The organism is Flavobacterium sp. AK-345 (assembly GCF_058310175.1).
In genome coordinates, this window is record NZ_JBZEER010000002.1 from 493,770 (window position 1) to 518,899 (window position 25,130).

A 25,130-nucleotide genomic window follows, 5' to 3' on the forward strand; every position below is an offset into this window, starting at 1 on the left:
GCATTGTAGTAGTTCATCTTTGTCAAAGTTTTAAACTTTGACAAAGATTTGCGCATCGATTCTAAAACCTCTGAACCTTTGCCTCTTTGAACCTCTGAACCTTATTATTTATACGTTCCAACATAAGTCACAACCGACTTCGCCGGAATTGTAAAATTAGAAACATCTACAGCTGCACCTTTTTTCAAACTTAAAGTTTCAGAAGTCGTATACGGCGTAAATTTATTATCTGCTAAAGTTCCTCCCGTAAGATTTAATTTGTAGGCTTTCGCCGATTTGCTAATGTTAACTGCAACAACAACTAATTTCTTTGTTGCCGCATCTTTATATGCCGTTACCATTACATCATTCACGGAAGTGGCATTATCAACACTCGGAATCTGAACTCTAACCATTCCCGGTTTTACGAAGAAAGAAAAGTTTCCTAAAGCCCAAAGTGTTTTGGAATCTCTAATGTATCCGTCGTTTTTGCAGTAATTTGCATCTCCTGCGCCGTTGCTTGCATTGTCATCAACGTGAATCAACCCATCTTTGTAATCACCACGACTAATCGCTGTCCACCATTGCCATGACGTAACGCCACCAACAGCAATATCTGTACTGATAATACGGGCTGTCCAAAGTGCCAGCTGAATTCCTAAATCTCTTCCTGGACCTCCGCCTCCTGACAATTCTGATGTTCCGGGACTTTCTAAAACACAATATTCTGAAGACCATAAACTAACTGCACCAACTGACTGAATTCTTGAAGCTGCTTGTTGTCTTGAAGAAACCAGTTCGTTCAAAGGCCATGCCTGCCAGTAACTGTGTCCTGAAATGGTTTTCTTTACGTTTGATAATCCTGTTATTTTTTTAGCAGAATTTGCTGCAAAGAAATAATCAATCTGGTTCGATCTGCTTTCTTTACCTGAAACGGTTTTATATAAAGATTCGTAAGCTCCGGCTTCCCCAACAACAATTTGAGCCGTAAGCCCTTTTGACTGCAATTTAGGAGATAATACATTTACAAAACTGTAAATGTTAGCATTGGTAGCAGGAGATCCTTCTTGTGCCGTTCCGTCCCACTCGTATTGCGGCTCATTAAACGGACTCACATAATCGATTGTTAAACCTTGTTCTGTTTTTAATTTATCTAATGCAGTAACCCAGAAATCAGCCAATTCCGGCATTTTTCCATCTTGCAAATTATAAAATTCTTTTATGCTGGCGTGTGCTTTTCCGTTTTGAGTTAAATAAACCGGTGCACTGTTGGTAAAAGCTAATAATTTCTCAACACCACGTTCTTTTGCAGCTTTCATAAACCAAACTTGTCCGGCTTGTTTGCTCATGTCATACGAAACTCCATCTGTTGTAAAACATTCTGTACGTCTCCATTCATCTGAAATATCGCTGGCATCGCCTTGTTCTGTACTTCCCGCTCCAAGGTTAAAACGCCATAATGATAGTCCGATTCCTTTTGGATTTCCGTCAGCATCCAATTCTCTGCTGAAAAGCAAATCCGCCATTTTATTTCTTTTATCAGAAGGCCAGTTTTTTCCAATGAAATTACATTGCCAGGCATCAGAAGCACCAAAACTTTCCATGGTTTGGAGATTCATATCCAGATTTACACTTAATTCTGCAATGGTATTTTCAGCACCTGAATCATCTGATTTTTCAGAATCGCAACTAATCATAAAAAAGTTAGCGAAAAGCAAGCCTGCACATAGCAGACTTACTTTTTTGTTATTTATAAATTTCATTAATATCCTGGATTTTGTTTGATTACTCCTCCACTTAAGTCAATTTCCATTTGAGGTATTGGCCACAATAAGTTTTTGGCAGGGTTAAAATTGATTCCTTTATCCTGAGGTTCTCTCAAATTGGTTGTTTCATAAGGGTCTGCAGAGTTCAGGTTGTATTGAACAAAAGTTCCGTTTGGTCCCATCAAAGATTCAATAACCGGTTTTCCGGTAGTTGGGTCTTTTTCACGACGGATATCGTACAAACGCAATCCTTCAAAAGCCAATTCTAAACGACGCTCTTTATAAATTTGGTTCAGCAATGTCGGACCAGATAAACCTGTTTTTGGATCTAATTTTACACGTGCTCTGATAATGTTAATATCCCCTAAAGCATCTCCTCCTGTATGATAATTTGCTTCAGCTCTTGTCAGATACATTTCTGCCAGACGAATCAATGGAATATTCAAAGGCAAATGCCCGTCTTTATTATCTAAAGCACGACGTGTTGCTATCGGAATATAATATTTACGACAGATACGTCCTGATTTATTGTCATTTAAACTGAATTTATGTGTTGGATTCAGAACCTCATCTCCATAAGCAGCCTCTCCCCATTTTGTAATAGTGCTTCTGCGACGAATTAAATCATTTTCAGAAAGATATGCATTTTCTAAATCACTGGTTGGCATACACCATCCCCAGCCGTCTAAAACATCTGCGGCATCATTGCTTGGAAAGTTTTTCTTGTCTTCTCCTCTTGCCCCTGCCAATGTTGGCAATGCAGAACCTAAAGTTTTGTTTTGTACATCTGAAGATTGTGCTTCTAAAATGGATTCGACACCGTTGTGATTGTTTACATTCCAAATGTTTAGAAAATCTGCTTCTAATGCAAAAGGGCCTTCCGTGATTACTTTGTTTGAATATAGTTTGGCTTCTGCCCATTTTTCCTGAAATAAAGAAACACGCGCCAATAAAGCATAAGCTGCCCATTTGTTTATTCTTCCGTTTCTGTTTACCGGAATAGTTTCCAGTTTTGCAGCAGACTCTTTAAGATCGGCTTCAATCTGAGCATACACTTCTGCAGCAGAACTGCGTTCTAACTTTAAATCACCGGTTCCTAATGATGTTGTATAGACTGGAACCCCTCCGAAAAGGTTTACCAGTTCATAATAACAATAGGCACGAACAAATAGAGATTCTCCCATATATTGATTCTTCTGTGACTCAGAAATTGGTGCCTCAGCCATTCTCTCCAAACCAATATTTGCCGATTGAATGGTATAGAAATGTGCTGTATAACTGCTGTTCATATCTCCCATATTATCCGGCGAGATAATGTATTGCGAAGAAGGTCTGTGTGCACTGTTGTCCTGACCTGTATTACCCATCCAGGCATCATCTGTTGCCATTTCGTTGGTAACTCTCGGTGCAACCAATACCCACCAATCGTTAGTGACTAACAATCTGCGGGTTAATTCGTTGGTATAATTCTCGCATTCCTGTGCCGTTTGAAAGTAGTTTTCTAAGGTTTGCTTTCCTCTTTCGTCTTTTTCAATAAAATCAGAGCAGGAAACTGCAACTGCAGCTAAAGCTATTATTGATAAAATTATTTTTTTCATGTTCGTTTTTATTAAAATGCTACATTAAGACCCATCAAAATTGTTGGCTGTACAGGATAGTTCCACTCTCCAAAACCTGCTCCTTTTACTCTGTCGCCCTTATCTGGATCTCCTCCTGCAACTTCAGGATCAACTCCCGTGTATTTTGTCCAGGTCCATAAATTCTGACCTGATAAAGAAATTCTAAGTTTGTCTAATCCAAATTTATTATAGAATGAAAATCCTAACTGTAAGTTTTTCATACGGACATAAGAACCATCTTCTACGTATAAAGAAGAAAATTTAGTGTAGTTCTCATTATTATCATCTTTAGACAAACGAGGAATAGAATTAGAAGTTCCTTCTCCATGCCACGCCTTTTGGTCTAATCCGCTTACTTTGTTGGTTAAACTTGCACCATTGTATAAATCTGAAATGGTTGTATTGACGATATCATTTCCGATACTGGAATAAAAATTAGCAACCAAATCAAATTGTTTGTAAGCAAAATTTAAATTCAGTCCGATGTTGTAATCCGCCCATGGAGAACCAATTTTAGTACGGTCTTTATCATCTAATTTTCCGTCTCCGTTAACATCTTTAAAACGAATGTCTCCTTCTTTTGCATAAGGTTGTAATTTAGTTCCGTGCTCATCTGTATGAGAATTTAATTCCGTTTGATTTTGGAATAAACCATCAGCAACGTATCCGTAGAAATAACCTGGTTCATCTCCTTTTACAGTCACACTTCTGTTATTAGCTCCGTACAGTTTTTCTCCATCAGAAGATAAAGACAACATCTCAACATCAACCGTTGTAAAAGTCACATCAGCCCCGTAAGAGAAGTCCCCTTTTTTATCTTTATAAGAAATTAGCAAATCGATACCGCTGGATTGCATAGAACCAACGTTTGTCCAGATTGTGGCATTTTCAGGAAATCCGCTGTAAGCTGGGAATTGCTTTAAGAATAACATATCATTTGTTTTTTTCTGATAATATTCTAATGATCCTGAAAGTTTGTTTTTCCATAATCCGAAATCGATTCCAAAACTCATATCTTCAACAGTTTCCCATTTAATGTCTTTATTGGCCATAGAAGAAGGAAATGAAGTATCTCCCACAACATCTCCGATAGGATAAAATCCTTGCCCAATGTTGGACTGATACACTTGCGTTGGCAATCCCTGATTCCCTACTTTACCCCAACCTGCTCTAAATCTAAGATCACTCAAAACATCTTTGGTAGATTCCATAAATCCTTCGTTCAAAATTCTCCATGAAACAGATGCCGAAGGGAAATTTGCCCATTTGTTGTTCGTCATAAATTTAGAAGAACCATCACGTCTGAAAGTTCCCGTGAAATAATATTTATTGTCGTAGTTATAAGAAAAACGAGAAATATAAGACATCAATGAACTTGACCAAGTGTTACCTTTACTATCGCGGTTTTTAGTTGCTGCATTTACCTCTCTCATTAAATCTGAGTTATTAGGCACACCTTCTCCGTACCCCCAGACATCATTGCCATTGTACTCTTCCATTGTATTACCAATCATTAGGGAAACATTGTGTTTTTCGGCAAATGTTTTAGAATAGGTAATTGTATTTTGCCATGTCCAGTCTACATTATTAGTAGCCCATCTTTCAACCTTATTAATCTCCTCTTTTTCGTGTGCCGCATCAATTATAAAATCGGGTCTGAACCTGCTTCTTATTTTATCACCAACTTCAACAGAAGCCTGTGTACGAAATACTAAACCTTTGATTGGAGTATATTGTAAATACCCATTTGTATTTAAATTATATTGATCTGTAAAATCATCATATCTCTTTACACCTGCAACCGGATTCCATACATACGAAGGCGAACGCGCATAAATGCTATATTCGTTTTCACTTCCTGTTAACTGATCTGCCGGTTTGTAAATTGGCGTAATCGGATCAATTTTATCAAAATCTGCCCAGTTTCCAGGCTGACCATAGGTTTCATAACGTGGATTTAAAGTGATTCCGGCTGAGAATTTATCTGAGAATTTAAAATCATTAGCAATTCTTAACGTTATTCTTTCCCAACCTCCTACTTCATAAATAGATTCTGCATCATAGTAATTCATACTGATTGCATAGGTATGTTTTTCAGAACCACCACTAACACTTAAAGAAGCATTTGTAACGGGAGATCCACTTTTAATTCCGGCTTTCCACCAATCTGTCGTTTTACCTTTGTATTGAGAAGGGTTTGGCAAATAATCTGCATAACCTGAATTGTTGTATGCTTTGTTCATGATTGTTGCATATCCTTCGGCATCAGCCATATGATAGGGATTGTTCATAAGCTGCATCCCTGAACTTATATCAAAGTTGAATCTTGTCTGACCCACTTTCCCTTTTTTGGTAGTGATCAGAATAACTCCGTTAGAAGCACGTGAACCATAAATAGCACTTGCAGAAGCATCTTTCAAAACCTCCATCGATTCAATTTCATTCGGACTCAAAAAGTTAATACTGGTTCCCATCGGAATACCATCCACTACATAAAGAGGAGAAGTATCCAGATTTAACGTAGAAATACCACGTATCAAAACTCTTGGCTGTGCTCCGGGACCTCCTTGCCCAGTTACCTGAACCCCGGAAACTTTCCCTTGTAATGATTCGGTTACATTACCCACTGTCATGGTTTGGAGTTCTTTTCCTTTTATAGAAGAAATAGAACTCGTTACATCGCTCTTTTTTACCGCGGCGTAACCAACAACGACAATCTCATCTAGTGTCTGGCTTGATTCCTCCAAGACAACATCAAAAGTTGTTTTATCGCCAACCTGAATTGTTTTGTTAGAAAAACCAACAAACGAGAATTCAATTTGAGCATTTTTATTGGGCACACTGATAGAAAAGTTCCCATCAAAATCTGTTGATGTTGTTGTTGAAGTTCCTTTTACTGCCAGATTAACTCCGGGAATCGGCACATTGCCTTTATCCTTAACAGTTCCTTTTACCGTTATTTGCCCGAATGTCGCGGCGGTGCACAACATGGTGATAAATAACCATATAAATTTATATTTCATATTAATATATTTTTTTATTAATGCTAAAACTTAAGTTCTAACAAACTATTTTTTTGTGATAAAGACTCTTTCCAATTCTGTATCCAGTACAACTTTGTATACACCCGGAGCAGCTGGATATTTTGCATTTCCATTTTCGCCCGGTGACATTGTAGCAATACCATTTTTGATTAATCTCCATGACGGACTCCACCATTGACCTGTAAAAGTGGCTTCCAATTGTCCTGTCAGCGTATACTCACCAACTAATTGATATGCATTATTCGGGTTATTTGCCAAATGCAATCCAGTTTGTGTCCAGGCTGTCCATGTATCCCAGTCTGCACCCTGAATTCCTGCTCCACATACGCTCACAAACGGTCTTCTTAAGGCTTCGTCATCACTCCATAATCCATTGGCAACATCTGCCCAAACTTTGCTTGAAGGCGTATATTTAGTCACTGTATAAGCTAGTGTATTTGGGTTTACTTTTATGTTGTAATACCCTTTTGTTGGTAAAATAATTGGTGTTGCAGTTAAATCGTCTACTAAACCTCCAGCTGCATTTAATCCGAAACAATGTGGGGCAAAGTCCGCTTCCTGACCTAAGAAATAAACTTCTTTATTGTCTTTATCAGCATAATATTTAAACTCAAAATCCTGTCCGTTTTTCTCGTGGAAATACATCGGTACACCCACAGCATCAGTAGTCAGGTTGGTACCTTTTGGCTGATCGCATAAATAGAGGGCAGGATATTCGTTTGTTGCCACAATATTGATATTTAAAGATCCTGTATTGGGAATCGCAAATTTATCTTTGGCTGTAATTGTCAATACATAATTTGCTGCAGTTACAGGTAAAGTATACGTTTTATTGAAAGTATAAGATTGAGGCGAGCCCGCTAACTGAATCGTTTCATCAATACCTAAAGCTTCACATTTTACCTGAACATAATCTATTCCCGAATCATCGTTTACCACAAAATTTACGGGCATTTCATTGCTTGTTGACAATAAAATAACAGCTCCTTCTTTTGGCGTAATCATGGTTATTGCCGGTGCCGCAAATTCTCCATCCAGACGTAAATTGATATCTTCGTCAATGGCATTTCCTGAAACATCTGTTATTGTCAATTTAATTTTGAAAGATTCTGAAGTTCCCCTGTTTGAAGGCACTTCAAAAAAATAGCTTAAATCATATGATTCAAGTAATGGGTCACTTGCAAACGTGATCATTTTATCTAAGGATAATTCAGGAATTTGAATTCTCACACTTTTCAGTCCTAAATCGTCATTAAGCACCGCTTTAATTTCGAATTTTCTGTTTGGTGCTCCGTAAATTTCCTTTGTTGTCACTACAGCTGTAGGATCATCAGAAGAAGGATAACCGGATTCGTTATTTTGACATCCGGTAACAAGGACGGCAAAAAGGGCAAGAAAAAATAAAAATACATTTTTTTTCATTTCTTTAATTTTAAGGTTAGGTTAGTTAGTTTTTATACTAAAAAATTGTTTGTTGAAGATGAGATAAACTCATTTTTGAAGAGCATCTAAATTGTCTTTCTAATAATAAAGAAATAGGACAATAAAAGATAATGGTGTGGTTTTTTGTCATTCTAGTAAAGTTTGGTTTATATTCTTTTTTTCTTCTTAAACGTATAAGTGCAAAGAAATATGTAATACAGACTTCTAAGGAGGGGTAAAATGGAAAAAAAAGGAGGTCAAAATGGAAATTAACTATTATTTTGGATTTAAAATTAACAAGTACAAAAAAATAATAGGGTATTTTTCAGGAATTCGCAATTATTAAATAATCCTCAAACTACAACTACAACGTTTGATTTTTTTTTTAAAATTTTATACTCTTCTGCACAAAAAGCAAAAGAGTATTCAAAGAATAAAAATACAAATGATTGTTATTTGATAATATTCAGGTCAGAATTAAACGAATTTTTATACTTTTTAATGTATTCTGAAGGTGTCATTCCGAAGAGTTTGACAAACTGCTGTCTGAAATATTTTGGATCTTCAAAACCAACTTCTGCACTTGCCTGCGCAATATTCATATCTTCTGTCAACATTAACATCGCCGCTCTTCGAATTCTGAGCGAACGAATAAAAGCATTTAAAGTCTGGCCTGAAATAATCTTGATTTTGGTATAAAGAGTTCTATGGCTCATTCCCATTTCGAGTGCAAAATTCTTAATCGTAAAATCTTTTTTATGAATATTGGCTTCGACAATATCGATACACTTTTTCAGGATTTCCTGATATTCAACCGGGACTTTTTGTGAGTTTTCCCTAAGTGTTATACTGTCTAAGAAATAAGTTCGCAGATTACTTCTGTTTCGCAATAATGACTCCACACGTGCTACGAGTATATCATCATCAAACGGTTTTGTAATATAATCATCTGCACCATCTGTGATTCCCTGTAAATGCGTTTCGGTATTTTTGGACGCCGTCAATAAAATAACAGGAATATGAGATAAACTGTCACTTTCTTTTATTTTTCGGCATAATTCGAGACCGTCCATATGTTCCATCGTAATATCGCTGATAACCAGATCAGGCATATGTTTTTTGGTCATTTTCAAGCCCTCTTCTCCATTTTCAGCACTATAAACAATATAGTTTTTAGAAAATAATTTGATCAGATATGCCCTGATTTCTGCATTATCATCTATTATTAAAACGGTACGTTTATCAGTAAGCATAATTTTCTGAAAATCACTTTCTGAAACCGTATTATTTAAAGACTGATTGTTTTCCTCAGAATCATCAATGATCAATTCATCAAACAACTGGCTTCTTGTTGCCACAACATCAGTAATTTCAATATCTTCAAAGTGACTGTTTCCTTTAAGGAACGTCAAGGTAAAAGTGCTTCCTTTTCCTGGTTCACTGCTACAGTTTACTGTTCCCTTGTGTTTGTTTACAAAATATTTCACAATATAAAGTCCAATTCCAAAACCTGTTCCAACAGACACTTTTGAGTTGATCTGTTTGAATTTTTCAAAAATAACGTCGATATCTTTCTTTTCAATTCCATCGCCATTATCTGAAATTTCCAGGATAACTTCATTTGTATTTTCAGAAAGTTTCAGATTAATTTTCCCTCCAATTGGTGTGTATTTAAAGGCATTTGACATTAAATTAAATAAAGAAATTTCTATTTTTTCGTAATCTCCAATAATTTCAATATCATGTTGTGGAATATCAAATTTATAAGTAATGTTTTTCTCTTTTGCCTGATTTACGAAGCATTGATAAACTTCATTGCAAAGATTATTTACATTTATATTCGATAATCTGAGCGAATCAGCGTCATTTTCGGCTTTTCGAAAAAGAAGCAGCTGATCTACCAAACTCAAAAGCCTGCGGGCATTTCGATGTGCAATTGCCAAATCACTTCCGGAAGAACCATTTTGAACACTTTCTTTCTGAACTGCTTTTTTGAGCGGATTTATAATTAGCGAAAGCGGCGTTCTAAACTCGTGTGAGATATAAGTAAACATCGACGATTGTTTTTCGGCAACTTCCTTTTCTTTCTTGCTTTCCAGCTCGGCTATTTTTACTTTATATTTTAGTTTTTCCTTATTTTTATGATATTCCAAATAGGCAAAAAGAATCCCTGCCATAGCCAATAAATACAACGTATATGCCCACCATGTTCTGTACCATGGCGGTAAAATTTCGATTGTTACAAGGCTTATTTCTTTATTCCAACCGCCTTTAAAATTCGTAGTTTTTACTTTAAAAGTATATTTTCCTTCCGTTAATCTGGCGTAATTTGCTTTTCGGGCCTGACCCACATAATTCCACTGTGCATCCCAGCCTTCTAAATAATACGCATAATTTATTTTGTCGGCATTATTGTAATCCAAGGCAACAAACTCCAGCGATAAAGTGGTTTGATCGTAAGGAAGATTTACTTCTTTTATTTTACCCGATTCCCATTCAGAAACCAAATCATTTTTGCTTTCCTGAATAGGCTGATTGTTTACGTAAAAATCGGTCAGCAATAAATTATTCTGCTGATTAAATCCTTTGATTGCTTCCGGAAAAAAGATATTGAAACCATTAATTCCTCCAAACAGAAATTCGCCTGTAGATAATTTAATTCCGGCATTAAAACTAAACTGATTGCTTTGTAAACCATCGTTTACAGAGAAATTACGAAAGGTTTTTCTTTTTTTATCGAATCGACAAACACCATTATACGTACTCATCCAAAGATTTCCTTCATTATCTTCTAGCATTCTTAAAATTGTATTCGAAGGCAAACCATCATCTGTAGTTAGTCTTTTAAAAGTATTAGTTTTTCGGTCGAACAATAATAATCCGCCTTCCTGGGTTCCCAGCCATAGATTTTTGTCCTTGTCTTCATGAATACATCGAACTGGATTTCCAATAGCAACTCTCGCAATTTTTTTGGTGTTTTTTTCCAAAGAAAAGAGACTAGTATAATTACCACCCCAAAGTTTCCCGTCGTTTGTTTCGGTCAAACATTGCAAATTTGTAATTGATTTATCGAAAAGAACAAAAGTGTTTTTTGGTCTGTCGAAAAGATATAATGAACCTTCGTTTGTAGCGCTGGCCCAAATATTTGCTTTTGAATCCTTATAAACCAGCCAAATTTTCTTCTCGATTTGTTTGGTATACGGATTAAAACAAGAGTATTGCGTAACTGAATTATTTCCCGGATTGATTTTGTTTACTCCGCCATTCCATGTCGATAGCCAAATTTCATTGTTATTATCGCGTACGATTCCGGTTATAAAAGGACTTGAAAGCTTGTTGCTGTAATTCGTGTAAGTATTGTTTTTTCGGTTCCAATATTTCAATCCTGCACCATCTGTTCCAACCCATAAATTTTTCTTTTCGTCTTCACAAAAAGATAAAATAAAATTCTCTGCCGGATTTGTGGCATTATAACGAATACTTTTAAAATATTTTGGTGTGATGCTGAGCATACTTATACCACCGCGCAAAGAACCAAACCATTTATTTCCTGATTTGTCTTCGTATAAGCTCCAGACCGAGTTACTTTTGGCCAGCTGTACACCATTTATAACATTATATGGAATTGCTTTTTTATTTGTTCCGATGATTTTGTAGATGCCGCAGCCGTCTGTAGAAATCCAGAGTTCCTTCTTTTTATCCACAAGAATATCGGTAACGCCGCATTTATTCGAAAAATAATTATCTGAAAGAACTCCTGATTTTGTATTAAAGAGAAAAATACCTTCATCAGTTCCCAGCCATAGATTTCCATCAGAAGCCAGTTTCATTGATTTTACTTCTTTAGAAAACGGAAAAACTACTTTTAAGGTTTTTGATTTGTAATTGTAACTGCAGATTCCAATATTTCGCACATGAATCCAGCAATGTCCTTTCTTTTTATCGTCCTGAAGGGCAATTGCATCGTAATTATCAATACTAATATTATTGCCTAAAACTTTAAGCGGAATTTGTTTTCCGACGAAAGAACCGTTCTCAAAAGCAATTAAACCTAAATTCTGTGAAGCAACTAAAACTAAATTCTCAGACACTGATCGCATCTGATGAATTATATCTTTTAAAACTTTATTTTTTTTGTTTAGAGAGGTATATTCAACAGGATGAAATGTCGCTGTCGTTTTACTATAAATGCAAATCCCGTTGGAACCTCCAACCCAAATATTTTTTCGGGAATCCCCTTCGATATTATAAATCGTATTAAAGAGTAATGATTTTTTATCGTTGATTCTGTTACGGAAAACTTTGAAATTATAGCCATCATAGCGGTTCAATCCGTCATAAGTTCCAAACCAAAGATAACCGTCACTATCCTGAAAAATGGTCGTTACCGAATTATTAGACAAACCATCAGAAATATCAAGAAATTTTATAGGATTATCTTGTGTAAAACCTACAGAAGAAAAACCTATTAAAAAAAGAAGATGTAAAACAAAATACTTCAAAATAAAATGTTTTTGCCAAGTGTAACAAGTACAATTATAAGTTAATTTTATAGATATTTTACATTAAAGTACTCTTAAATTTTATATTTAGTAATTTATTTAATTATTAACAAGACTCTTCTTGTAGTTAAAAAAAACATAATTAGATTGTACTTGTTCAAACATTTTACTGGCAAACAGTAAATCAGTAAAATTTATTTAATTTATACCGAATGATCTTGTTGTCTAAATATTTTTAATGCATTAAGGATATACAAAAAAATTCTTAGATTAGTCTTTATAATCAGTTGTTTGAATTTACAACGATATTAATCATTGAACAAAGACTATAACTAATACAATAACATATAAATTAGAAAAACGAAACGAATTGAATGCAGGTTTCCCATCATTTTCCAATTAATCTTAATAATCACAGAATTCAATATTAATCAAATACTATTAGATGAAAAAAAAATTATTAATAATACTATTTCTTCTGCCATGCTGTATTGTTACTGTTTTATCGCAGAATAAAAAACCAAACATTGTACTGATACTGGCGGATGATCTGGGCTACGGAGATGTGGGCTTTAATGGGCAGAAACTGATTAAAACCCCAAATCTGGACCGATTGGCAAATGACGGAATCACACTAAAACAATTTTATGCCGGCACTGCCGTATGTGCTCCATCAAGGTCCTCCTTAATGACCGGTAAACATACCGGGCATACTTTTATTCGTGGTAATTTGGGTGTTGAACCTGAAGGACAGTATCCAATACCCGATACAATTGTAACGCTGGCTGAAGTATTAAAGAAAAGCGGGTACAAAACAGGCGCCTACGGCAAATGGGGGCTTGGACCTGTTGGGTCACAGGGAGATCCAAACCGACAGGGATTTGATCATTTCTTTGGCTATAACTGCCAGTCTCTGGCACATCGATACTACCCTGAGCATTTATGGAACGATCAGGAGAAAGTAATACTGAAAGAAAATGGTAAATTAGAATCCCTTAAAGAATACGCACCTGACTTAACCCAACAGCAGGCATTAGCATTTATTGATAAAAATAAGGAGGAACCCTTTTTTCTTTTTTTACCTTACATATTACCTCACGCTGAACTTATTGTACCCAACGATAGTATTTTTCGTTATTATAAAGCAAAGTTTCCTGAAAAACCTTTTAAAGGTTTTGACTACGGAACAAACGCAAAACCTACAGGTTATGTTTCTCAACAATACCCGCACGCCACATTTGCAGCAATGGTAACCCGTTTAGATCTCTATGTTGGACAGGTTATTGCTAAATTAAAGGAATTAGGATTAGAAGAAAATACACTAATTATATTTACCAGTGATAATGGCCCTCACAAAGAAGGTGGAGCGGATCCTGACTTTTTCAACAGCGCTGCAGGTTTTCGGGGCATTAAACGTGATTTGTATGAAGGGGGCATCAGGGTTCCTTTTGTTGCCAAATGGCCGAAAGTTATTAAGGCTGGTCAAAGCAGTGATTTCGTAGGTGCCTTTTGGGATATCATGCCTACTTTATCAGAAATCACGGGCAGTAAAAGTCCTGAACACATTGACGGAATTTCTTTTACCAATGCACTTATGGGCAATAAAAATCAAAACACTCATGAATATCTTTACTGGGAGTTTCATGAAGGAGGTGGCAAACAAGCGGTTCGTTATGGAAATTGGAAAGGAATCCGACTGAACGTTATAAAAGATAAAAACGCAGTAATTGCATTGTACGATCTTAGTTCCGATCCTCAGGAAAAACATGATATTGCACTAAAACATCCTGATATAGTTAAAAAAATTGCCCTCTTTATGAATGAGGCTCACACAGAAAATCAAGTATTCCCGTGGTAGAACTTTATATTTACAATTCTACAACAAAAGATGATTTGCAAGTCTCTGATAAATAAAATAATTCGAATGCAGTACATACGACTTGAAAGCAACTTATAAATTAGATTTATTTAACTAAAAAAGAGCGTGTAAAATATTATTTTGCACGCTCTTTAATTTTAAAAAGTTTAGTCTTTTATTGTTTAATAAATGATTTATTTACAATAGTATCTCCTGTTTGGATTTTTAAAAGATAAACACCTTTAATCAAATGACTGCAATTGAACGGAATTTCAATTCTGCCAACATCATAGGTTTGATCGGTAATGACATTTAACTTATGCCCACTAATGTTAAATAATGAAATCGTTACTTTTTGCTGTTCGGTCTGCATAAAGGTTATATTTATACTTCCTGATGTTGGATTTGGGTAAACACTCAAATCTTCTTCTGAATCGACTGCCTTACTTGCAGCAAGCGTGCTTACCGTACAGTTTGGTGTTGTACTAAAAGCCATTTGTGCGGCTGTAAAATTGGTAAAAGTTGGATTTATATCAATGTTGGAAGCATCGCTGGCTCCTTTGCCATCACAATCTGTTCTGCCATTTCTCCAATAAGGAAATTGCAAATAAACACCCGGAGTTGAGCAACTACCTATTTCTGCATCTCCACCCACTACAACTGAACTTCCAAAATTACCGGCAAACAGCATCGCATTTCCTTTAATATTAGCTGTATTGGCTACAGAACCGCCTTCCATCCAGGCGTTACCTTCAACAATGGCGCTATTGGATAACGTTGCATTGTAAACACATGCATTTCCTCTTACAATTACATTACCATTTATAGTTCCTCCATCGACCATTGCATAATCTTCTATACGGGCATTTCCCGAAATACTACCAGCTCTGACAACTGCATAAGGACCAACATAAACGGTTGATGCAACTGTCGCATTATTGGATACCCATCCTCCTCCGTTAGTATGCAAATGACCATTTGTTTTAAGAAAACTTCTAAAATTGGCGGCAGGCTGAAATCCTTCTGGAGTTGCATTTGCAATTTTTAGTTCATAAGGATATCTTCTCTGCTTAGGGTAACCCTCATCCATATTGTAATTGACATGAACTTTTGGTGCTGAAAACACTACCAAAAAAATACCCGTTTCAGTAGAAGTATTTAAGGTAAAAGAAGCTTCTCCATCCGTTTTATACATCGGGCTGTAACGAGATACTGTACCGTCTGCTTTTGTCGTTACAAAACCATATCTCCAGCCGGCCTGAGTTGGATTAACCTCTGTATGTCCTTTAAATTTAATCGTAACTTTCTTTTGAGTTCCTGTACATGTTGGGTATAATGGAATTACATTCATTCCGTAATCCTGTGGAGCCCAGTCGTTATTGGTATAATATTGATCTGTAGTACCTGCTACTTTTGTTAACAGTGTGTATTGTCTGCTGGTATAACGCGGCATATTTGTTTTTATACTATTGTAAACGTTTCTGATTGTTTTACCAAAATTGCTGGTCGTATTTATTTGGGAATTCCACTGAATAGGATAATCAAATGCCGGTTGTCGTTGAGCATATCCCCAAAGATAATCGTCTAGTTGGTCTTGTGTAAAACCTTTTAGTCTCTTAATTGTTTGAAGCGGATGTTCTTCATTGATAGATTCTGCCCACATTCTTCGGGTAAAATCAAAACCTTCTTTTTCCTGCACATAATACATTAAATGAAAATTGGTGTAATGATGCCTGGTAGAAGACCACATAAAATGTTTGGTCTGTATCCAGCGGGTTAAAGTTCCATCGATCTCCGCCCACTGTGAATAGGCCTGAGCTCTCATGAAATTAGCATGTCCTTCAAAGAAAGGGCCAGCCCAATCATATCCTGAAAATGCGGTTCCGTTACCCGGATTTTCCTGAATACGCATCATCATTTGCAGTGTATGGGCAAACTCGTGAGATAATGCACCTCCATCTCTCGTGGCTTCGGGATGAACAAACATGGCACCAATCGTATTACTAAACGAACTTGCCTGCGCAAACGCTTCTAAACGCGGATCTGTAGAATTCCAGGTATTCATCATCATAATAATGATCTTGTACTTGCCGAAATTTGTTGTTGAAGCATTATTAATAAAGTGCAAATCGGTTATATAGCGCTTAAAACTTGTTTCAAGCGTATCGGCAACCGATTTTGGTGTAAACCTCAACGCAGGATCTGAATAAGTTGACGGATTTGTACCAACTTTATCTCCCCAATAAACCACAAAATTTGTAGATTCATATTTTCTGCTACTGGATACTTTATTGTAAAACTCATTATTGGGATCACTCCATTCTGTGGGCGTAAACAGCGTTTTTTGGCCAATTGCAACATAACTGCAAAGAAAAAGTAGAACTTGTAAGAAAAGTTTTTTCATAATTACATCTTTTTAATAGGTTAAGAATATTTTCTTGTAAATGTAAATATGAAAATGTAGCACTTCTAATACAATATTACCTTATATTAATACTATTTTACCTATTTAAAAACCCATATCTATTTGCTAAACAATTGTTTACCCAAATTATCTGGATTTTTTAATTTAAAAAGAATAGTAAAAAATGAATTTTACGATTCTACAGTAATAAGTTCTAATACAACGCTGCTTTCCTGCTTGGAAGAAGAAACTTTTAATCCAATTTTCATTAAAAAATCGCCAGAAAATACATTGCCTGATTCTTCAAAAGTATTTTTACTTTCAGACATTATATTGATTTCCTTTACTTTATATTTTCTTGAAGGGTCAAGTCCTTCTAATTTCACCATACTGTAATTAGGATCTGTGAGCGGATGCAAGGTGTATGAAAAAACTACCGATTGGGTTTTATCTTTATTAACATACATTAAAACTGCTCTGCTATCTTCATAAGGCGAAATCAATCGGTACAACTCTCCTTGCCAAATTACCGGACTTAATCTTTTATAATTCGAAACAGCTTCCTGACAAAATTTTAATTCGTTTGGTTTTAATCCTCCAACATGAATATCAAAACCTAGTTTTCCCATCATCGCTACATCGGTTTTAAACTTAATGGACTGATTTCCCATGGAAGTTACGTGATTACAGGTTGCCAATGCTGGATAAAAATTAGAATATCCCCATTGAATAAATACACGATCAAAAGGGTCAGTATTGTCGCTCGCCCAAAACTCCGTAAAATAGTTCAACATACCGTAGTCTACCCTGCCGCCTCCGCCAGCGCAAAGCATCATCGGGAGGTTTGGATATTTCGTTTTTATTCGATCCAAAACTTTATACAGTCCTTTAGTATATTCAATAAACAAATGCGATTGCTGATTCTTCAAATAAGTTGAATAAGCACTTGTCATCATTCGATTGCAGTCCCATTTAAAAAAAGCCACACCCGATTGCGTCTGCATAATATCATCTACAACCTTAAATACAAAATCCTGTACTTTCGGGTTGCATAAATCCAAAACCAGCTGCGTGCGGTAAATACTTTTTTCTCTGTTTGGAAGGCTTAAAACCCAATCCGGATGTTTTTCGAATAATTCACTTTTTTCATTAATCATTTCCGGCTCGATCCAAATACCAAATTTGACATCTGTTTTTTGAGCTTGTTCCATCAAAAAACCAATACCATTCGGTAGTTTCGACTTTGTAGCTTCCCAATCTCCTAAACCTGATGTAGAACCGCTTCTTGGGTATTTATTGCCAAACCAGCCGTCATCCAACAAAAACATATCAACACCCAATGTTTTGGCATCTGTAAACATATTGGCCAGTTTCTTTTCATCAAAATCAAAAAAAGTAGTTTCCCAATTATTCAATAAAGTAAGGCGGGTTTTTTCTCCATCTTTAAGCCCGTATTTTCTTGCCCAATCGTGTAAATTTCTACTCGCCTGCCCTTTTCCGTGATTCGAAAATGTATAGATAAATGCTGGTGTTTTGAATACTTTTCCGGGTTCTAAATTGTATTCTGAAGCAAATTCATTGATTCCCGAAATAATTCTCAATTCATTATTGTTATCAATATCAAAAATGTACTTAAAATTTCCCGACCACGCAATTGAACCCGCAATGACTTCACCGTTATTCTCTCCTGCTTTTTCATTTAAAGAAAGAAAAAAACTGGGTGCCGCAAACATATTGGTTCGAACTCCTAATTTTGAATCGATCACTTTGCTTCCTCTTGTCAGCTGGCTTTCTTCCATTCTCATTTCTTCCACAACATCGCTGTAAAATTGTGTCAGCCAATATTTATCAGCATCTAAATGCAAAGCCGATGAAGCATAATTATAAAGTGTAACTGTTTTTTTTTTCTGATGCTGAATTTCTGTCCACGCTTCGATTACATCTTCTTTATAAAATATTTTGTAATGAAGATTGACAAAAACAGGATATTGAGGATCCTTTAATTTGACAATGATTTCGGAAGTATTATCATCTATTTTTTGAACATTATGATTTTGATATTCAAATTCTAATGAAGGATTTCCATCGTTATGCGTCATACGAATAGCGGGTTCAAATAAATTATCGGTACCAAAAGTTGGATATGCCGAATGACGTAAATCAATTAAAGGATTGCCGTCATTGACAACAAACTTTTTTGTGTTTTCTTTCGAAATCAATTCATATTCTAAACTGTTATTCAACTTTGTACCAAAATAGGTTTGATACAGTTTTTTGTTTTTACCCACTTTTAAAACCAAAGCCGAACTTTCGGTTTCAATACAAATCAATGCACTTTCCTGTGCCTGAACAGCAGTATAAACAATCGTTAAGAATAACAGTAAGAGTCGTTTCATTTTTTATTTTTATAAATTAATCTTTCCGGATGTAATTACAATATTTTAGAAAACAGATAGAATAAATTTTTCACGCAGATTTTGCAGATTTTAGCAGATTCTTTTTTAAACTTTTAAGATTTAATCCGCTGCATATATTTACTGCGATGTTTGAAAAAAATATACTTCTTTTTGCATCCTATTTAATATAAAAAGAAAATCTATATTCAATCTGTTTAAAAAAATAAGAGCTTATAAATAAATCTGCTAAAATCTGCTAAATCTGCGTGAAAATAAACACCGGATTAGCTAATCAATACAGAGAATCTATGTGCCTAACAATTAATAACCAAAAGGATTATCAACACTATGCATAGGCTCGGTAAACCACTTTGCTCCGTTTTCAGTCATGTAAAAATGATCTTCATGCCTGATTCCAAATTTTCCGGGAATACAAATCATAGGCTCATTACTGACAACCATTCCTTCCAATAATTTTATTTCGCTTCCACGAACTAAATACGGGTATTCATGAATATCAAGTCCGGTTCCGTGTCCAACTCTATGCGGTAATCCGGGTAAATCATAATCTGGACTTAATCCGGCTTCGGACAATGTTTTTCGGGCAGCGTCATCTACAGATCCGCATGAAGAACCAATTTTTGCAGCCTCAAAAGCAGCGAGTTGTACGTTTTTTTCTAAATTCCAAATCGTTTTGTATTCTTCAGAAGCTGTTCCGTAAACATACGATCTTGTAATATCAGAAAGATATCCTTCTAATCTACAGCCTGTATCAATTATAACAGCTTGATTTTCCTTTAAATCTTGAGGAACAGAAACGCCGTGAGGATATTGTGTATCATCTGCAAACAAAACAATACAGAAATAAGAGCCCGAAGATATCCCTGCCTTTATATGCGCTTTATTTATAAAATCTGTTACTTCGCTTACCGAAATTCCCGGTCTTAATATCTTAGCGGCAGCTCGCTGTACTTCCATCGTTATATCTTTTGCTTTTTGAATTATAGCAATCTCATTTTTAGATTTTTGCATTCGGCAAGCCGACGTAATGTTCTGAGCAGTTGTAAAATCATAAGCTATATTTGCTTTTGAAATTCCATCAACTAAAAAATAAGGAGAAGCTTCATCAATGGCAATTGTACCGCTATTCAGGTTTTTATCTGTCAATAATTTTCCTAATAGAACATAAGGAGATTCGTGTTCTTCCCAACAATTAATGCGTGACTCAACCTGCATGTATTTTTTAAAAGTACCCTCTTCAAATTTTGGAACTATATATTCTAAAGTCCCATCATCAAACAGTAAAGCTCCCACCATTCTTTCTGAAGCATTCCAACGAGTTCCTGTAAAATAATACAGATTTGTTCCCGCATTTAGATAAACTGCTTTTACAGAAAGCTCTTTCATCAACAAAACTGATTTTTTGATACGCTCCAGATATTCCTCTAAAAGAATGGGTTGTACATCCTGAGTTCTGTTTGCTATTTTTCCTAATTCTGTGGCTGCATCAGAACCACCTATACCTATTGTCATTTTTTTATTTTTTTAATTTAAACGGCTAAATTAATAAGTTTTTAATTATTCCTTTTTTGGTTGAGTCTGCTTCATTAGCTGAAGTAAATCTTCCTGATTCAGCGCATAATCGTACATGCGAAGTGAAGCAATAAATCCGGAGAAATTTTCACCAATATCCGAAGCTCCTATTATAATTTTAGCCTTATCAACTGCTGATGATAACAGCATATTTTGAGAATTATCTAAAATACCATCTACATAAATTTTCTCCACAACACCATCAAAAGTTAAAACGATATAATGCCATTTATTTGCTTCGGGAATCTTGTTGAATTTCATATCAAAATGACCATCTAAATGTACTCCTGCACCATAACTTCCGCTATTGTAAGCCAGTGCATTATAAGAGTTTGCCAAACCAAATTCGGTTCTGTCACACCATGATGCTATAATATCTCCTTCATTTGCAATTTCAGGTTTTTTAACCCAGGCTGCAACTGTGTAAGAACCGTTCCAGGCAAGGCTTTTGGGTACTGATTTATTTAAAGTAAAAGCTCCGTTTTTAAAATGAAAAGCCTTAATTCCTTCTGATTTTTCTAAAGATATGTCTCCGCTTTTTGTGAAAATTCCGCCAATAAAACCTTTATTGGAAATGGTATTAATATCAGAAAATTTTCCTGCATCAAGATCAACCAACAATTTCTTCGTGCTTTTGACAGCAGGAACTCTTTTTGATGCTGCATTTTTTAATTTTAAAGGAAGATCAAATAATGAACTGTATACTTTAATGTTCCAAACTGCAGCATAAAGTCCGGTTTTTTCTGTTGCTAAAACAGTTAGTTTTATATAACGCGCCGTTACGTCGTTGTCATCAATCATTGGGCTTCCGGCTGTTCGATTCTTGGATTTATCGGAATATAGATTCCAATTTTTTCCATTTAAAGAATACTCCAATTTGTATTGATAGTAATAACTGGCAAATTCAAATTGGGTCATTATTCTTTTTATCTTTTTTTCTGAACCCAAATCAACGATTAAATGTTGTGGAGTTGTATTATCCGCCGCTTTCCACATTGTAGCATTATTATCATCAGTTGCATACGAAGGTTGGTATTCATAATCGTATTGAGTCGATTTTAAATGATAAAAAGAAGAAGCTGTTGTTTTTGCCTTAAAAGCAATATTTTCAGGAACCTCAGACTTTACCAAATCTTCAATTCCTTTATTTGAAGGCACAACCGCTTTGATTGTCGAATCATTCTCAAAAATCATTTTATCGATACAAACTTGTCTGGCAAGACCTCCACGAGTCATTGGATAATCGTGTTTGTGATATACAATGTAATAGTCGTTATTTTCCTGTAAAACAGAATGATGACCAGGCCCGTGAACTGTCTGAATTTCATTGGTACTCAAAATAGGATTATTTTTTCCGGGAGTAAAAGGTCCGTATGGCGAATCGGAATAAGAATAACGCACATTATAAGTTTCGTCATGACAAGACGCTCCGGAATACATCAGAATATACTTAGAACCTTTTTTCATCATGTAAGCGGCTTCAAAAGGAGCCGGAGTTTGTTGTAAAGGTATATTGGCAGAATTCATCATTCCGCTCATATTTTTTTTGTTCAACTCTCCTACGGCATATCCGCCATTATAATGCACCCAGGTTCCCCAATATCCATAAATTTTTCCATCGGTATCTTTAAAAAACTGTGCATCTAGCGAAGGGAAATTTTCTCTGGGATACCCATTTGAAATTACCGGAACATCCTGTTCGCTTAATTTTTTCCACGGCCCAACAGGCGAATCTGAAACATAGCCGTAAATATTACAGCCTATTTCGCAGTTTCCAAAATACAAATAATATTTACCATCGTCGCCTTCAATAATATCGGGAGCCCAAAAATTAGTAATCGATTTTGCTGAAAAAGAAGGGATTTCCATGATATAGTTATACCAGTTTTTAAAGTCTTTACTATACCAGACCGTTGGTGCGCCAGAGGCCAGCATTTCATTATCTGTAGTGGCATAGATATAATAAATATCTCCAAATTTTTTAATTGTAGGATCTGCAAACCAGCCCGGTAAAATGGGATTTACGGCGCCTGGTGTATTTACATCAACGTCTTTTTGGGCAAAAATAGTTCCCACAAAAAAAAGTAAAATGAGACTGTATAATAGGTTCTTTTTCAGCATTGCAATTATTAACTTTTGTTGATTTTAAAACGTTGGGTATGATTATTTTGATCCATTTATTCTGTATTGATTTGCAAATCCTTTGTCTATTTTTCACGCAGATTTGGCAGATTTAGCAGATTTATTTTATAAACTCTTGTTTTATATTTATTAAAAAAATATGTTTTTTTACCACTGCAGTAAATCTATGTTCTCCTGATTAAATTATTAAAATTAAAAAAAAAGAATCTGCACAATCTGCCAAATCTGCGTGAAAAAAAATTAAACAAATAGAAACATCAGCCTGAAACCTAATCATTTAATTTACATTCAATGAATTCAATTAATATTTCCAAACCAGTACATCAGCGGTTTTTATTGCTGAAGTTCCAATAATAATTTTGGCACTTTTTGGTAAATTGATATTGTAGATTTTATCCGAATAATTGACCGCAATACCAAATCCGTCCCGATACTCCACCATAATACCCTCGGGATAATTTTCTATAGGAGCATTTTGCTTTTGATATAATTTCCTTAATACTTGTTTTTCAAGTTCACCATTTTTAGAATCTACACCAATATAAGTAACTGATCCCTTACCTAAATTACGTAAAATAATAGCGGGAGTTCCAGCGTAAAAATCGCCTTCATAGGTTCCCCAAATTTCTGTTTCTTTATTTGGTTTTAGTAAATCTCCCCAGCTTGTCCAACCAAATTCCTGATTATTAAACTTAATTATACCCGGAGATTGTGGCATTAAGAGATCATAGGATTCTATTTGTGAACCTATTAAATTCCACATAGGTTCATAGAATTTCGCTTCCCAAAGATGGCCTTCACGATTTTGAATTCCGGATCGACAACTCAGTATTAAATTTCCTCCGTTTTTGGCATACAAAGTCAATTTATCAATCATTTTTTGATCAATCATCTGATAAGCTGGCACTATTAAAAAAGGATAGTTTGAGAAATTAGTAGTATCCCGAACAAAATCAACTGGCGCACCCATCGATTTTGTCGCTTTATAATATTTTAAAAAATGCCCAATGGTATTCCACTCTTTTGTTTGTTTGTTTAATTCAATGCCCATCACATTATCGGCGTTGAACAGAATTCCGGTTTTACGTTTTAAGTAGTAATCCGGCAATACTGCTTTGGTATCATATTTTTTTCGTAACGTATCAATTTCTTTTATAAACTGGGAGAACTCTATACCGCCAACGGTTGGTGTTACACCATCTGTACCTACAATACCATAATGAAATTGCTCATAACCATACAAAGGCGCACGAAAGCGATACGTACACGCAAATTTACTTCCTCCGGCAAAAACATGCCATAGCCACATACGAACACTTCCGGGCAATGGCTGCGGATTAATACTTCCCCAATTTACTTGTCCTGGCTGTAGTTCCATACAGCCATACATACCTTTTAAAGGCCTGAAAAAATCATTGGACATACCAATACTGGTATAATCTCCTAAACGATATCCTTTTGAGCCAATTCCTAAACTTCCACCATAAACCAAATAACGTGTATAACAATCAAAATCCAATTCTTTACTCATACCAACGAAACTTTCATCATAGTTGGATCTGTAATTAGACGTAATCCATTGGTCTTTGGTTATGTATTTGCGTATGGTAAGCGCCTGACTATCCAAAAAAGTTGCCGTTTCCTGATCTGCAAATCGATAGTGATCTAATTGGGAATGTAAGTTCATCCCCCATTCCTTGTGCAACGGAATATTAATCTGATCAAAATTGCTATAAGTTCCACTCCAGAAATTGTTGCCCCAAGCCTGATTTAAAGCGTCAATAGTTACATATTTTTCTTTTAACCAATTGCGATAGCGTTGTTGCGCATCCGGACCATAATCCAGAAAACGTGATGGTTCATTATCTACCTGCCAACCTATAATATTTTTATTATTGCCATATCTTTTTGCCAATTGTTCAATCATTTTTAGCGAATAGCTTCGATAATAATTACTTGAAAATGATGCATGTTGTCTAGAACCGTGATCTGTTTTGGTTCCATCTTCATAAGTTGCAAGGATATCAGGATGCTGGCGAACCAACCATACAGGAGGTGTCGCTGTTGAAGTACACATGATAATTTTTAAATTATACTTTACAGCAATTTCAACAGCTTTATCCAACCATTTAAAATCATAAACACCTTCTTTCGGTTCTAATTGCGCCCAGGCAAATTCACCAAAATGAGTAAACTCAAAACCCATTTCGGCAATTTTTTTCAAATCACGATCCCATTGACTCTGATCCCAATGCTCAGGATAATAATAAACCCCTACTGTTGTCAGGTCTTTTTTTGGGAAATATTTATCGAAATTTTGAGCACCAGAATGTAAACTGGCAAGTACTCCAAATACAGTAAATATTATTTTTTTAAAAAGGTGTTTTTTTGATTGCGGCATCATT

Annotated in this window: 11 protein-coding genes; 1 reads left to right on the forward strand and 10 read right to left on the reverse strand. The window is 35.5% G+C overall.

From position 1 onward, the window contains the following. Window positions 1-104 precede the first annotated feature (104 nt). The 5 genes from AC4FQ3_RS06395 to AC4FQ3_RS06415 form a co-directional block, all read right to left on the reverse strand. Window positions 105-1,742 (reverse strand): glycoside hydrolase, encoded by a 1,638-nt coding sequence (locus AC4FQ3_RS06395; RefSeq protein ID WP_491181292.1) that lies wholly within the window; start codon window positions 1,740-1,742, stop codon window positions 105-107. Beyond that, window positions 1,742-3,343, reverse strand: a complete 1,602-nt coding sequence (locus tag AC4FQ3_RS06400) for a RagB/SusD family nutrient uptake outer membrane protein (protein WP_491181293.1) — start codon at window positions 3,341-3,343, stop codon at window positions 1,742-1,744. The genes AC4FQ3_RS06395 and AC4FQ3_RS06400 overlap by 1 nt, the downstream gene beginning before the upstream one ends. An 11-nt stretch (window positions 3,344-3,354) precedes the next feature. After that, complete coding sequence (locus AC4FQ3_RS06405; RefSeq protein WP_491181294.1) at window positions 3,355-6,387, reverse strand: SusC/RagA family TonB-linked outer membrane protein; 3,033 nt, start codon at window positions 6,385-6,387, stop codon at window positions 3,355-3,357. 45 nt (window positions 6,388-6,432) lie between these two features. Beyond that, on the reverse strand, window positions 6,433-7,830 hold the full coding sequence (locus AC4FQ3_RS06410) for a cadherin repeat domain-containing protein (protein WP_491181295.1): 1,398 nt from the start codon (window positions 7,828-7,830) through the stop codon (window positions 6,433-6,435). 452 nt (window positions 7,831-8,282) lie between these two features. Next, window positions 8,283-12,332 (reverse strand): hybrid sensor histidine kinase/response regulator transcription factor, encoded by a 4,050-nt coding sequence (locus AC4FQ3_RS06415; protein ID WP_491181296.1) that lies wholly within the window; start codon window positions 12,330-12,332, stop codon window positions 8,283-8,285. 445 nt (window positions 12,333-12,777) lie between these two features. On the opposite strand from AC4FQ3_RS06415, the gene AC4FQ3_RS06420 reads away from it, so the two are divergent. Next, window positions 12,778-14,190, forward strand: a complete 1,413-nt coding sequence (locus AC4FQ3_RS06420; protein ID WP_491181297.1) for an arylsulfatase — start codon at window positions 12,778-12,780, stop codon at window positions 14,188-14,190. 175 nt (window positions 14,191-14,365) lie between these two features. On the opposite strand, the gene AC4FQ3_RS06425 is transcribed toward AC4FQ3_RS06420, so the two are convergent. The 5 genes from AC4FQ3_RS06425 to AC4FQ3_RS06445 all read right to left on the reverse strand — a co-directional run bounded on the left by AC4FQ3_RS06425 (window position 14,366) and on the right by AC4FQ3_RS06445 (window position 25,129). After that, window positions 14,366-16,594, reverse strand: a complete 2,229-nt coding sequence (locus AC4FQ3_RS06425) for a DUF6055 domain-containing protein (protein WP_491181298.1) — start codon at window positions 16,592-16,594, stop codon at window positions 14,366-14,368. A 191-nt stretch (window positions 16,595-16,785) separates the two neighbouring features. Next, a complete protein-coding gene (locus AC4FQ3_RS06430; RefSeq protein ID WP_491181299.1) occupies window positions 16,786-18,990 on the reverse strand; it encodes an alpha-galactosidase in 2,205 nt (734 codons plus the stop codon). 321 nt (window positions 18,991-19,311) lie between these two features. Next, window positions 19,312-20,523, reverse strand: coding sequence for a M24 family metallopeptidase (locus AC4FQ3_RS06435; protein WP_491181300.1), 1,212 nt, complete (start codon window positions 20,521-20,523; stop codon window positions 19,312-19,314). Window positions 20,524-20,568: 45 nt separating this feature from the next. Continuing rightward, window positions 20,569-22,704, reverse strand: a complete 2,136-nt coding sequence (locus AC4FQ3_RS06440) for a family 43 glycosylhydrolase (protein ID WP_491181301.1) — start codon at window positions 22,702-22,704, stop codon at window positions 20,569-20,571. A 322-nt stretch (window positions 22,705-23,026) separates the two neighbouring features. After that, entirely contained in the window at window positions 23,027-25,129 is a 2,103-nt protein-coding gene (locus AC4FQ3_RS06445; protein ID WP_491181302.1) for a beta-galactosidase, read from the reverse strand. Window position 25,130: the final 1 nt, after the last annotated feature.